Consider the following 15,097-nt stretch of genomic DNA (forward strand, 5'->3'; position numbering starts at 1 on the left):
GATGAATATTAAAATAACAAAAGCATTAGCTATTGCTCTTTTTGCAAGTATAATTTCTTGTAAAGACAATAAACAGGAGTCAGTTTCTGCAAATTGGATAATAGATTCTCAACAAGACTGGCAAAATAGTACAGATCAACTTAGTAATGTTGAAATTAAAAATGGCAAATTAGAGCCAACATCTAAAACTGCAAGCTTTAAAACCATCTTTAAAAAGTTTCGTAAAAAACAAGCTGTACAGGCGGTTACGTTTTCGCAATCAAACGAATGGCTCAATTGGCAGCCAATACAAAATATTGGGCCTTCTAATTTAGCCGATGCGCCTGTAACATTGCAGTTGGGCGCTGGAAATTATTGGATGTTTGGCAGGTATACTAAACCTAAAAAGCAAGATGGTTTCCAGGCAAAGGATACCGTTTTACAGGGTTTTAATACGAATTTAAAAACAACACCGTTTAAAAATCAGTTTGATGCTCCTGGAGGATTAAAACTGAGTTTAGGAGGTTATCATGCGTGGCAAAGTACCGATATGGTAAATTGGGTACATCACGGGCCAGTTTCAGAAGAATTTTCAAAATGGGTTACTACTGCAGAATATGTAGACGGGAAACTGTATTTGTATTACGATTTTCCAAACGACCAAGATCCACATCTTTATATAGACGATAATTTAACCGATGGCGTACCTGGAAAAAATATGGGTATGGTGTTTAACGATGTTACTCATGGGTCTGATTGTGCCGTAATTCGCGATTTAGATGGCAATTTTCATTTAATAGTTGAAGATTGGTCGCCTATTAACGCATCTACTCATGCCTGGGATTCTCCTTTAGCAGTTCATGCGGTAAGTAAAACAGGCACCGGCGATTTTAAAGTTTTAAACCCACCGGTTGATGAGCGAACAAACCCTACAGGAAAAACGGCCGAGTATGTCCATCCGCATTGGCATAAAGAAGCTCCAGATAGGTTTCCTGCAAAAGTAGCCAATGAAGATGTGCCACAGCACCGCGTAAAAAAAGGACAAAAAAGGGCTTACGGTAAATATGAAATTCATTCGCCAGAGCAAAATGCTTATGGAGATTGGGCTTCAATATCAATTGGTGGTCAATATTACTTATTTGCAGATTTCGATCCAGCAAACGGGCATGGCAGAAAAGATATGAGTGTAGCTTGGTTTACGTCTAGCGATATTAATAAACCGTTTGAATTTTGTGGAAACATTGGTCAGGGGCATCCAGATCCAGATATTATGTTTGCCGAAGGAAAATTTTATTTGATAACACAAATGAATACAGATTATGTGAGTGATGGACCTTGGGTTGAAACTGTAGAGGCAAGAATAGGTATAGATACCAATAATAATGGTGAAGTTGATACTTGGAGCGAATGGCAACCGGTTAAAGAACAGTACAATTATATTGAAGATTTTGCGAAACAGGTAGAGCGTATTCCGGCGTCTTTAAATGTGTCCGATTTACCTGAAGGTTACGGGTTTCAGTTGGAAGTTAAAATCTCTAATGCTTCGAAAAATATGTCAAAACCAGTGTTAGATAAGTTGGAGGTTTTATTTTAGATATGCTTGATAAAAATGAATAAAAAAATATCGAGGTTTTATGAGCCTCGATATTTTTAATTTCTGCTTGTTCTTAGAGTTTATTCGTAAATTTTATTTTTCAGAATAACACCATTATTGTTTAAAGAACCGTCGGTTAACGATATGGTTCTCCAGCTATCATACAAAACAAGTCCGTTAACACCTGCACTAATAGCGGCATCGATACGAGTAGCTCGATCTGAAAAAGCAGCGTTGTTATTTACTTCAGAGTCCCATACAGGTAAATCTCCTGCGGCTTCAATAAAACCTGGCCAGCTGTCGTGGTTAAAACCTAAATTATGTGTTGTAGCAACGGTAATATATTGTTTTATATCGGTTTGCGTAAGCATTAAGGTTCCAGCAGGAACACCCCAAGTGCAAGGGCCTATTAACTCCGCACCGTTAACGTTATTGTGTAAGGCACTGTAAATTTCGTTTATTTGAGCAGTGCTCCAACCTACGCCAGGTCTTCCATCTTCGTTAAAAGGTGTAATCCAATCTACTTCATATTGGGTGGCGAATTCTTTAATTCTATTTATTACAATTTGTGTTGCTTCATCGTTACCCAAAACCGATGGACCTGCAGCGCCTTGGTTATTAGGGTCTACAACAGTGCCATGTAATACTTTGTTAGCAATTCGTTGAGCGCCTTCCCACAGGGCAGGATTAGCCATTATTTTAAATCCTTCGGCTTTTGCTCTAGTATAGAAATAATCGAACATTTCTTCGTTTGGGTTTTCACCTTCAGGGAAAATAGTAATTCTTATACCTTGTACGCCTAACGCTTTAAAACCAGTTAATAAGTTCTCAACTTGAAGTGTTGTTGATAAAGAATTAAGTATTTGAGCTTGTTTTATATCACCTAGCACAATTTGTAGGTTTCCTGCGAAATCTCCGTTATCAATTTCTTCCACTTCTTCTTGAGGAAATAAAGGAATTAATTCGTCGGTATCTACACCGCCACAAGATAGGGTGAAGGAAATAAAAGTTATTAAAAATATTTTTGCCATATTATATTTAGTTGATAGTTTCATTTTGATAATATTTTTTATTTAACATTTAGAAATGCCGTTTGATTAAAAGTGAAAACATCGGAGTTTGTTCGGGCTTCCTTTAAAATTTGTTCCATTTCTTTTACAATTTCAGGGTGCTGAGCCGCTATGTTGTGTTTTTCTCCAATGTCTGTTGAAAGGTCGTAAAGTTGAATTTTCGACTCTCCTTTTTTAAGTACATTGTATTTTACAGCTTTCCAGTTGCCTTTTCTAACGGCTTGCCTACCACCTCTTTCATGAAATTCCCAATACAAATAGTCGTGATTTTTTTGTGAATTTGTATCGCCTATAAGTGTAGGTAAAAATGAAATTCCATCGATATTATCTGGAGTATTCGTTTCTGCAATATCTGATAACGTTGGGAATACGTCCCAAAAAGCGGATATGTGGTTTGTTTTAGTTCCTGGTTGTATTTTACCCGGCCAAGAAGCAATCATTGGAACACGAATGCCGCCTTCATATAAATCTCGTTTAAATCCTCTTAATTCGCCATTACTGTTAAAGTATTCTGGATCGGCACCACCTTCTTTATGTGGCCCATTGTCGCTGGTGAAAATAATTATAGTGTTGTCTTCTAAACCAAGTTCTTTTATCTTGTTCACAATTTCACCTACTTGGTTATCAAGTATTTCTACCATTGCAGCGAAAGCAGCGTGAGGTTCTTTTTGAGATTCATATGCGCCCTGTCTATACTTTGGGCCATCATCGGTCCCGATATAAGGTGTTTCAGGATTGTATTTTCCGCTATGTGCTTTTAAAATGTTTTCTGGTGCGGCCAATTCTGCATGAGGAATAACCGAAGCAACATAGGCAAAAAATGATGTGTCTTTATTTTTTTCTATAAACTCTATTGTTTTTTCATGGATAAGTTTAGGCGCATAAGTGCCTTTTAAATGTCCTTTGTTTTTTTGTAAAACTATCGAATCGTTATTATGCCATAAATGGTGGGGGTAGTAGTGATGGCCTAGTCTTTGGCAGTTATACCCAAAAAAGGTATCGAAACCTTGGAGAGTTGGATCACCTTCAGATTTTGGAAAACCGAGTCCCCATTTACCAAATGCTCCAGTTTTGTAACCAACTTCTTTTAATTGTTCTGCAATGGTAAACGTTTGGTCTGGTATTGGGTGTTGGCCTTCGGGTTTTATTTCTTTATTTCCTCTAATGGCAGTATGGCCAGTATGCATACCTGTCATTAATGCCGATCTGGATGGGGCGCAAACCGTGCTGCCAGAATAGTGTTGGGTAAATAACATACCGTTTTGAGCAAGCTTATCTATGTTCGGTGTGTTAAATTTAGTTTGCCCATAAACACCTACGTCACCGTAACCTAAATCGTCTGCTAAAATGTAAATAATATTAGGTTTTTTTTCTGTTTTACTGTTTGGCGTAACGGGATTAACGTTTTTATTAGATGAATTACAGCAATAAAGAAGCAGTGTAATTAATAAAAATAATATGTTTTTAAATTGATACATACGCATGTTAAAAAATGTATTTAAAATTATCTATAGCCGTTATTGGTAGGGTCTGTATTTAATAAATTAGGGTTTAGTAAAAGCTCTTGTTGAGGTATTGGAAGTAAAACGTGTTTTTCTTGAATGTTCGCTCCCGGGTTGTTCCAAGCTCTGTGCTCAACAGTTCTAACAACATCTAAAAGAATTCCCCAGCGAATTAAATCCATTTTTCTATGTCCCTCGGCCGCAAGTTCAAATTTTCTTTCGTCGTACATAGCTTCTCTAAATTCTTGTTGCGATAATCCAGACCAAGGTTTGTTTGGCTCGAAAGCACGTTCTCTTACTTTGTTAACATATGCATAAGCACCATTTGGCCCGTTTAATTCGTTTTCGGCTTCTGCCGCCATTAAATAGATGTCTGCTAACCTAAAAACGATATAGTTTTCGCTGTGGTTTTCTCTAGGAGACGTATTGTTTAAATTCCAGTTTTTGCGGTAATATGGGAACGATAATTGAAAACCTAGATATTCTGTTACAATGGTTGCATCATATCTTAAATCGTCTGGATCCCAATTTGCTTGGTCTGCAATTTCAGGTAAAGGTATGGCCCAACCATAACCTGTCATATCTTGATCGATTTCTCCAAGTGCGTTAAATAATAATTCCCAATTAGCTAACCCATCAGGATTATTAGTTGTTGGAACGCTATTTCTATCGGCGGGTTCATCTCTTAACCTTGGGTTATAATCGTCTGTTCTGTTTGTGTCTAAATCGCCAATAACAGGATCTGTAGTAAAATCTACAACAAAAATATGTTCTGCGTTATATTGATTGGTTATGTCTGTTTGGTCGAAAACATCGGCAAAATTGTCGAGCAAAGTATGTGGTGAATAGTTTATTATTTCGTTACATGCATCTAAAGCAGGTTGCCATTCTTCATCAAACAAATAGAGTTTTGCTTGCAAAGCTTTTGCAGCCCATTTAGTGGCTCGACCAAGTTCGTCATCGCTATATGTTGATGGTAAAAGGTTATAGGCTTCTTCTAAATCTACTTTAATATCTGTTCTAATCGTTTCTTTCGCAACGCGTTCTAAAACTGCCAGTTCGCTTAATGGTAGTAGCTCTCTAAAATAAGGTACATCGCCCCATAAATTTGTTAAATGGTAATAGGCTAAGGCGCGCATAAATAGAGCTTCTCCCATCACTTGTTCTCTAATATCTTCGGTTAAACTTTCATTGTTATCAACTCTATCAATAATATCGCAAGCATTTCTAATTAATTCATAAAGGCTACCCCAAACACCATTTCCATCGGATACGCCCTCGTTAATTAAGTAGTTGTGAATGTTAGCATTAACGTTTCTACTTGGTCCTACAACATCGGTACCGCTAACTAAATAATCATCGAGTCCTCTGGTTCTGTAAAGGTTTCCTCGGTGCAATATTCTATATAGGCCGTTCGAGGCTAAAATGGCTTCACTGTCGTTGTTGTAAAAGTTGCCAGTAGTTAGTAGCCCTCTTGGTTCTTCTTCTAAAAACGAATCGCAGGCAGTTAACAAAAGCACTGCAAAAACTAATATGTTTTTTATAATTATAGACTTTTTCATTTGTAAATTTTTAAAATTCAACTTTTAATCCTGCCAAAATACTTCTTGAGTACGGGAATTGACCCGATGCAAATCCTTGAGAAACAGAACCGAAACCAGATCCTGCAGAAAAATTATTTACTTCGGGATCTCCTAGGCTAAACTTGGAAAATAATGCAAGGTTGTTACCGGTAACATATATATTCATAGATTTAAATACATTTTTAAGGCTTGTTTGTTTTACCGGTATATCGTACGATAATGAAATAGACTTAAGTCTTAAAAACGAGCCGTCTTCAACGTTTACGGTACTGTTTGGATTAAAAACAGATGTGGATGTTCCAGCTCTTGGTACATCGGAAACTTCGTTTACCCCTTGAATCCATCGGTTTAAAACTCTGGTGTCTAGGTTTTCTTCACCTCTTCCGTAAAAGGATGTTTGAGTTCTTACATTAAATACTTCGTTACCGTATGAACCTTGGAAAAAGACATCTAATGCAAGGCTTTTGTATGTAAAAGTATTTCTTAAACCGCCAAAAAAATCGGCTTCGGGGCTTCCTATAATGCTATAATCTAAATTGTTTATTGTACCGTCTCCATTTAGGTCTGTATATCTTGGACCGCCTAAAAAAGAGCGCCCAATTCTATTGTCATCTATAATTTCCTGTGCGTCTTGGTATGTTCCTAAGTATTCGGCACCAATAAAAGCGGGGAATGGTTGTCCTACAATTAATGCAGCCGAAGAACCGCCTTGGTTTCCAGTAGATTGTAGTGTGATAAAATCTTCACCTCCAAGTTCTAAAACTTTACTTCTGTTAGCCGATAAGGTTAGTGAAGTACTCCATTGAAAATTTGGTGTATTTATGTTAACAGAATTTAGCAAAAATTCTACACCTTGATTTTGAACACTACCTACATTTCTTAGTTGGCTGCCTCCAGCTGTGTTTGGTACGTCTTGAGATAAAAGTAAGTCTTTAGTTACTTTTTTGTAATAACCTGCCTCGAAATTAATTCTGTTTTTTAGGAAGCCAACTTCTAAACCAAGATCTAATTGCTCTGTAGTTTCCCATTTTAAACCAGAAGAAGCTGGAGCTCCTAAAATTACAGCAGAACTTAAGTTTTCGTTAAACGTAGTAAAGGTGGGCGAAAACCTGTCGAACGAGTTGTAGGCAGAAACACCTTGTTCCCCAACAATACCAAAACTACCTCTTATTTTTAGGTTGTTAATTAAGCTTTGGTTTTGCATGAATTTTTCTTCATCAATGTTCCAAGCAACACCTGCCGATGGGAAAAATGCGTATTTATTTCCATCTTCGAAAACAGAAGAGCCATCGTAACGTCCTACTAAAGTTAAAACGTATTTTTTATCGAATGAGTAGGTTAAACGACCTAAAAAAGATGCTAAAGTTCTTTGTGAATATCCAGAACTTACTAAGTATGTTTCTGGGTCCGAACCAATTTCTAAACCATTAAATTCTAATACATCAAATGGAAAACCTTCGGCACTAGCCGATGAAGATTCGCTAGTATCCTTTTGCCAAGTAAAACCGCCTAATAAATTAAAGTTATGTTTGCCAAATTCTTGTTTAAAATTTAAGGTGTTTTCTTGAAGAATACTTTTACTGTTAGTTATTTGTACTCTACCATAACCGCCCTCATTATTGTTTAATAAACGTTCTGGAAGGGCACCAGGTAAATATTGGTTGTTTTTGTAAAAATTTAAACTTGCTCCAACGCTAGATTTAAATGTTAAACCTTTTAAAACTTCGTATTCTATATAAGTGTTAGCTATTATGTTTGTAACCAAGTCGTGATCTACTCGTAATTGTATATCTGCTTCTGGGTTACGTTGCAAGGTTCCACTTATTGGGTTTGTTCCTGTAAAGTTGCCATCATCATCATAAACTGTTCTTACCGGTAAAACATTTTGTACTATTTGAGCGTAGTTTACTTTATTATTCTCTTTGCGTTGTCCGGTAATATTTAATCTAAATCCTGTTTTAAATTTATCCGAAATGTCATAATCAAGATTGCTTCTAAAAACAACTCTTTCTAACCCAGATCCTTTAATAATACCTTCTTGATTAAAATAATTAATTGAAGAATAGTAATTTACATTTTCGGCATTACCAGAAACCGATAAATCTACGTTTTGTTTAATTCCAACTTGTGAAACTAAGTCAATCCAATCTGTGGTTTCTACAGCGTCTGGGTCGCTATATAAAAGCGGCAGAGTTTCGTCTGTAAGGCCAACAGAAACTGGAATTCCATTTACATCAACCGTGGGCCCAGGCGTAAATTGAGATCCTTCGTTAACGTATCTTATGTAGTCGGAACCACCAAGAATGTCAATTTTATTCGTAAGTTCTTCAACGCTAGTGTAAACGTTTAGGGATATGGTTGGTTTTCCAGGTTTTAATCCTTTACCATTTTTTGTACTTATAATTACAACCCCAGAAGCACCTCTTGTTCCATAAATTGCTAATGCTGTTGCATCTTTTAATATTTCAATAGATTCAATATCATTAACATTTATATTATTTAGGTTAAATCCGGTGCCCACAATAAATCCGTCTATTACAAATAGCGGGTTGTTATTACCGTTAATAGAGCTATTTCCTCTAATTCTTATTGTTGCACCAGAACCTGGAGCACCGTTGTTTGATGTAACTTCAACTCCGGCAGCACGACCTTGAAGCGCTTGGTCTACTCGTGCAACAGGTTGGTTTTGTAGCGCATCGCCATCAATAGATGCTACAGCCGAAACCAGTTCCTTTTTACTACTAGTACCATAACCAATTACAACAACTTCGTCTAAAGCTTGGGCATCTTCTTGCATAATAATGCTTAAATTGGTCTTGTTGCCAATAACTATGGTTTGTGTAATGTAGCCTACATACGAAAACTGTAACTCGGTTGTGGTAGATGTTTTAATAGAGAAGTTTCCATCGAAATCGGATGTTGTTCCAGCAGAGGCACCTTTAATAACTATGTTAACCCCTGGTAGCGGAACATTATTTGCATCGGTAATGACTCCATATATTACTTTCTGTTCTTGGGCTTGAGTAATCCCAATTATGCCAGAAAACAACATAATAATTATAAATTTAAAATTCATAAAATCAGTTTATTTAGTTAGTAATAAAATTTAGGTAAATGTAGTAACAAGCGTTTTATTAAATATCTTAATTAAAGTATACAAATGTTGCAAAACACCTAATTTTTGGCATTTTACATTCAATGTACTTTTATCTAGTATGTTTGTTTTTGGGGGTTAATATAGGTAGATGGTTTTAATGAGGCTCTATGTTTTTTAGCTGTTAACATTGTTTTGCAGCTGTATTTCTTTTTAATAAATAAAATGATGAAAATGCCTTTTGCAACATTTTTACACCTTATTAGAAACACGATAAACACCTCGTTAATGTTCTTTTTTTAGAAATTGGCATTCATTAAAAAGACTAACTAAAAGATTTAAACTAAATTATTATGACAATTAAAAAACTATGTAGTTACGCGTTTATAGTATTAATGGTTGTATGCTCTTGTAGTGATGATGTTAATGTTATAGACTACACTGAGTTTGATTCGGTTTTAGCAGAGGCAAAAAATGCAGCCGATGTATCAAAGGAAGGAGAATCAAACGGAGATATAACTATTGGCGCAACGGTTATTTTGGAAGCTGTAATTGCTCAGTACGAAACTTACAGAGAAACTGCTATAAACCAAGGTACTTTAGATATTGCAACCAATAAAATAAGCGCCGCTTTAGATACTTATTTAAATAGTATAGTTATTATTGATGGTTCTAGCCTAGAGTCTACAATAACGAGTGCGCAAACGTTACATGATAATGCAGTAGAAGGTATTTATCCCGGAGAGTACGAGGTTGGCTCAAAAGCTACTTTACAAGCGGTTATAGATGCTGCCTTAGTAGTTTCTAATAATACAGAATCGACACAAGCTGAAATCAACACAGCGCTTGCCAATTTATTAGTAGCTATAAATGCTTTTGAAGATGCCGAAAACCCACCTTTAGATTTTACGAATTTAGAAGCTGAAATAACCGGAGCACAAACCTTACATGATGCTGCCATTGAAGGTACTGCAATTGGAGAGTATGCGGTAGGTTCGAAAGCAACTTTGCAAACAGCAATTGATGCTGCACAAAGTGTAGTCGATACTACAGAGCTTTTGTCGCAAGCCGATGTTGATGCTGCTTTACAGACTTTACAATCGGCAGTAGAAGATTTTAACTTAGCAAGAGTTGGTGGCCCAGATAGAGATATAACCCAACTTACGGCAACCATTGCAAACGCACAAGCAATACATGATGCAGCCGTGGAAGGTACAGAACTAGGAACTTATCAAATTGGTTCTAAGGCTATATTGCAATCGGCTATAGATGATGCTCAAGCTGTTGCAGACGATATTTCAACCGGACAAACAGTTGTAGACGATGCCGAACAAACTTTACAAGACGCAATTGCTGCTTTCGAGGAAGCGTTGCAAGGTGTTTATGTTGTTAGTTTAGGAGGTGCAGATTATATTGAAACACCAACATTTCAAGGAATAGCGGGTGCTGCCGAACGTACTATGGAAGCTTGGATTAAAACCGATCAATCTACAGCAACTACAACCTTAATTCTTTCATGGGGAATTAATGCCAATAGAGAAAAATGGGACATGAGAATAAACTCTGGTTCGTTAAGAATTGAATATAGCGGTGGTGGCGTAAATGGAACTGCTACTATAAACGATGGTCAATGGCATCATGTGGCCGTTGTTATGTCTGCTAGTTTAGATATAGAATTGTACGTAGATGGTGCTTTAGATGGTTCTGGTGCCGCAACTGGAATTATTTCATCAACAGCAAACAATTTTAATATAGGAAGAAGCACAGGACAGCCAGATCGCCATTTCTCTGGTTTAATTAGCGATGTGCGTATTTGGAGCGTTGCCCGTACAGCTTCTCAAATTGCAGATAATAAAGATGTACGTTTAACAGGTAGCGAAACTGGTTTAACGGGTTATTGGAAGTTAAATGATGGTAGTGGCACGTCGGCTGCAGATTCTGGACCGGCTAATCATACCGGTAATTTTGTAGGAAATCCTATTTGGGAAAAAATAACTTCTGGTTTGCCTTTTTCTAATTAATACGAGATTAAAAACATAAAATTAAACCTAAAATAGAATATTAACGCATATTCTATTTTAGGTTTTTTATATTTAGTCTTGAAACCAACCACTAAAGAGACCTGTATTAATTTATTATGAAACGCTACTTACTGCTTTTTTCTATACTTATTTTATTTTTTAAAGGATTTTCACAAACTGCCGCATCCTCATTTTTAGAGCTTAAAATTGATGGCGTGAGTTTTAACAAAAAAACCAATGTTATTTTTGAAGATGATTTAGGTTTTTTATGGTTAGGCACCAATAATGGTCTTTTTCGATATGATGGCCATAGTTTAAACGAAAATGTATTTAATGTTTTTGATGAAAATTCTATTCCCAATAATAATATTAACTCGATAATAGAGGATGATTTTGGTAATTTATGGTTGGGCAGCGAAAGTTACTTAATAGCTTATAATAGAAAGCAAAATATTTTTAAAGGGTTCTATAAGGATAAAAGTTCTAAAATACTTGGGAAATCGGCCAACGGAACCATTTGGGCTTTTGTTCAAAAGGTAGGCTTAATTAAAATAAAATCAAATAATAAAGTTGAAGCCGTAACGCTAGACTCGAATATTAATTACAAAAAAAATAATGCTCAAAACCAAATTGCAGGCGCTACCATATATAGTTATTTGCAGGATGATTTTGGTAGAAATTGGTTTACATCATCAAAAGGAGTTTTTATTTTAGATGAATCTGAAACTATAATAAACTCCAATCTCAATGATAAATTATTAACCTTTAAAAAAGGTAAAAACAATACCATACTTGCATCAACCGAAAACGAGATTAAAGTTTTAAAGTATTTTAAAAACTCTACCGATTTAAAAATTTTAGAAACCTATAATTCAGGTCATTTTTTTAAGGACGAAAATATTACATGTAATATAAATTCATGTTCTACCGAAAATAAGGGAGATGTTATTTGGTTAGGTACAAATATTGGATTGTTAAAAGGAGAAAGCGGAATTAATGGGTATCAATTTTCATTATTTAAAACCTATTTGCAAAAAAAGGAAAATTTAAGCAATCAAATTAATACATCGTTAATAGATAGGTATAATAATCTGTGGGTAGGCACCCAAAAAGGGGTTAATAAACTTATAGGGAAAGCCAATATTTTTCAAGAGATATCAATAAATACAGATTTAGCCAACGTTTTTGCGACTTCTATTTTACCAGAAAATAAAAATCAAATACTTGTAGGGTTTAGAAACAAAGGTTTATATCGGTATAATTTTAAAAATAAGACCACTAAAAATTTGTTTAATGCTACAGGAGAGGTGTCTTTTTTAAAAATAGATTCAATAAATAAAATGTTGTTTTTAGCTGTAGGTAATAAATTATTGAAAGCCGAAAATTACAGTCCAAAAAACTCCAGAATTACTCTGGATACCATAAAAAAATATAGTAACCCAATTAAGGATGTAGTAATTGTAAACGAAAACAGTATTTGGGTTGGTATGTGGAGCAAAGGAATTGATATTGTTGTTAACAGAGAAAAAACTTTATTCGAAAAAAAAGTTATTTCAACCTTAGCCAATAACAATGTGTTTGTAATGCATTTAGATAAAAAGCAAAATATTTGGATAGGAACCAGAGGCGAAGGTCTTTTTAAAGTGAATATTAAAAACCAAACGCTTAAACATTTTACCCCGAGTTTAAAAAACGGTTTATCTTCAAATGCAATTTTATGTATTAAAGAAACAAAAGATGGAAATATATGCATTGGAACCCGTGGCGGTGGATTAAATATTTATAGCGAAACCAAAACAGATCAAATAAAAATATTTAATAAAAATAATGGGTTATTATCGGGTACTATTTGCAGTATAGAAGAAGACAAAAAAGGAAATTTATGGTTAAGTACCTTAGCTGGAGTTTCTCACCTAGATTTGTCCACTCAAAAAATAAAAAACTTCGCAGCCGATGAAGGTGTAAACCATCGCCAGTTTACGTTTAACGTGCAAAATTCGTTTCAAGATCACTTATTTTTTGGGTGTTTGGGAGGCTTTTACATTGTAAATACAAATAACTTTAAAGAAACTAGCTTATTAGCTAATACGGTAATTACCGATTTTTCAATATTTGGGAATGCTGTTAACGATAGCTTAATTCAAAAAAACAATGCCATCATTAAGCATAAGTTACGAAATAACGAAGTTATAGAGTTACCGTACAACCAAAACAACTTAGTTATTAAATTTTCGTCTTTAGATTTTACTTCGCCCAGTAAAAACAAATTTGCCTATAAACTAGAGGGTGTAAACGATTTTTGGCTAAATACCGATGCAACAAACAGAAATGCTAATTATAATAATTTGCCTCCTGGAACTTATACGTTTATGGTTAAAAGTACAAATAGCGATGGTGTTTGGAATGATAAGCCAGCGCAATTAGCATTTGCCATAACACCGCCAATTTGGAAAAGTAATACCGCCTTTTTGTTATATGCAATTTTAGGTGTTTTTAGTATTTGGTTGGCGTGGTATTTAATTAAAAATTGGTATAGATTAAAGAAAACTTTAGTGGCAGAGACCGTAAGTAGAGAAAAGGATAAAGAGCTTCATAAAATGAAAATGACTTTTTTTACTGATGTTTCTCATGAGTTAAGAACACCTTTAGCATTAATTCAAGGCACTATAGAAAAAGTGGTTAAAGAAAAAAAGTTTGAGCTCAATCCAATGTCGTCACAACGTATTTATAATAATACACTCAGGATGCAACGACTTATAAATCAAATGTTGGATATTAGAAAATTTGATGAAGGAAAATTAAAGCTAAATATTTCAAAAAACGATATTTTAACAGATATAAAAATTATAAAAAATGCCTTTAACGATTTTGCTAAAATTTATGAAATAAAATATGAGCTTAATACAAGTTTAACAGAAGCAAATGGTTGGTACGATGTCGATATTTTAGAAAAAATACTGTTCAATCTTTTATCTAATGCATTTAAATATACTAAGGAAAAAGGAGAAATAACATTAAATGTAGAGTTGATAAAAGATTTGAATTCAAAAAAAGAATTCGCGAAACTTCAAAAAGGAAAATATATTAAATGTTTAGTAAGAGATAACGGTGTAGGAATACCAGAAAAAGATTTAGATCGTATTTTCGATAGGTATTACCAAGCCACAAAAACCTATACAAATCAAATTCCCGGAACAGGTATTGGTATGGAGCTTGTTCAAAAATTAGTGGAGAGACATCATGGTTTTATATCGGTAGCGAGCGTAGAAAATGTTTTTACAGAATTTGTGTTTTATTTACCGTTAGATAAAAATAAATATCAAAAAAGTGAACTTTTAGAAAAAGGCATGCCTTTAAAGAAAAACTTTATAAAAAATTCTGAATACCAGGTAATTGAAGAGGTGTCTTCAGAATTTGATGCAAAATCAAACGCTAAAAACACCCATAAACCTAAAATATTAATTGTTGAAGATAATCCAGATTTAAGGCAAATGCTAAAGGATGAGTTGAGTAATTCATATAATATAATTGAAGCCGAAAATGGTCAAGAAGGGTACAATATGGTTTTAAAAGAAAAACCGCAATTAGTAATAAGCGATGTTTTAATGCCAATAGAAGATGGAATAAGTATGTTAAAACGACTAAAAAATAATGTTGAGGTTAACAATATTCCAGTATTTATGCTTACCGCCAAAACAGCAAACGAAACAAAAATAGAATGTGTAAGTCTTGGAGCAGAAGATTATATAGAAAAACCGTTTAGCTTAGAGTTTGTAAAATGGAAAGTTAAAAATGCCTTGGTAACCAGAAAAATTCTGAAAGAAAAATTTAGTAAAGTCATTACGGCAAAACCTTCAGAAATCGAAATAGAATCGAGCGACGAAAAATTTGTTAAAAAACTAATTAAAATTATTGAAGATAATATAGACGACAATTTACTTAGTGTAGAGTTTTTAGCTTCGGAGGCAGGTATGAGTCGCGCCAATTTGTACCGAAAATTACAAGTTATTGTTAACGATACGCCTGTTAATTTTATTAAAAAAATAAAGTTAAAACGAGCGGCTCAATTACTTGAACATGGAGATTTGTATATTTCGGAAATAGCTTACATGACAGGATTTAATAACCAAAAATACTTTAGCAAATGTTTTAGTAAAGAGTATAACATGAACCCAACACAGTATGTAAAAAAATATGCTAGCTCCAAATCTTCAAAAAGTATCCAGGAGTTATAAGTTGCTTTATTATCGTTTT

General features: G+C 34.5%; 7 protein-coding genes. 3 read left to right on the plus strand and 4 right to left on the minus strand.

Annotation, left to right across the window (positions count from 1 at the left end; genetic code table 11):
* The first annotated feature begins 1 nt into the window (after position 1).
* Positions 2 to 1,573, plus strand: a complete 1,572-nt coding sequence (locus LG651_RS06350; RefSeq protein WP_226695293.1) for a glycoside hydrolase family protein — start codon at positions 2 to 4, stop codon at positions 1,571 to 1,573.
* An 80-nt stretch (positions 1,574 to 1,653) separates the two neighbouring features.
* On the opposite strand, the gene LG651_RS06355 is transcribed toward LG651_RS06350, so the two are convergent.
* From LG651_RS06355 to LG651_RS06370, 4 genes are read right to left on the minus strand one after another with little or no spacing between them, the layout of a single operon-like run.
* Complete coding sequence (locus tag LG651_RS06355; protein ID WP_226695294.1) at positions 1,654 to 2,628, minus strand: hypothetical protein; 975 nt, start codon at positions 2,626 to 2,628, stop codon at positions 1,654 to 1,656.
* Between the two features lie 14 nt (positions 2,629 to 2,642).
* On the minus strand, positions 2,643 to 4,121 hold the full coding sequence (locus LG651_RS06360) for an arylsulfatase (protein ID WP_317197712.1): 1,479 nt from the start codon (positions 4,119 to 4,121) through the stop codon (positions 2,643 to 2,645).
* Between the two features lie 26 nt (positions 4,122 to 4,147).
* The gene (locus tag LG651_RS06365; protein WP_226695296.1) at positions 4,148 to 5,707 is read right to left on the minus strand and encodes a RagB/SusD family nutrient uptake outer membrane protein; all 1,560 of its coding nucleotides are present in this window, start codon (positions 5,705 to 5,707) and stop codon (positions 4,148 to 4,150) included.
* 10 nt (positions 5,708 to 5,717) lie between these two features.
* Positions 5,718 to 8,804, minus strand: coding sequence for a SusC/RagA family TonB-linked outer membrane protein (locus tag LG651_RS06370; protein ID WP_226695297.1), 3,087 nt, complete (start codon positions 8,802 to 8,804; stop codon positions 5,718 to 5,720).
* 371 nt (positions 8,805 to 9,175) lie between these two features.
* Between LG651_RS06370 and LG651_RS06375 the strand changes: the two genes are divergently transcribed.
* Both LG651_RS06375 and LG651_RS06380 read left to right on the plus strand, forming a co-directional pair.
* A complete protein-coding gene (locus tag LG651_RS06375) occupies positions 9,176 to 10,843 on the plus strand; it encodes a LamG domain-containing protein (RefSeq protein WP_226695298.1) in 1,668 nt (555 codons plus the stop codon).
* A 116-nt stretch (positions 10,844 to 10,959) separates the two neighbouring features.
* Positions 10,960 to 15,078, plus strand: coding sequence for a hybrid sensor histidine kinase/response regulator transcription factor (locus LG651_RS06380; protein ID WP_226695299.1), 4,119 nt, complete (start codon positions 10,960 to 10,962; stop codon positions 15,076 to 15,078).
* Positions 15,079 to 15,097 lie beyond the last annotated feature (19 nt).

The organism is Neotamlana sargassicola (assembly GCF_020523965.1).
Lineage (GTDB): Bacteria > Bacteroidota > Bacteroidia > Flavobacteriales > Flavobacteriaceae > Neotamlana > Neotamlana sargassicola.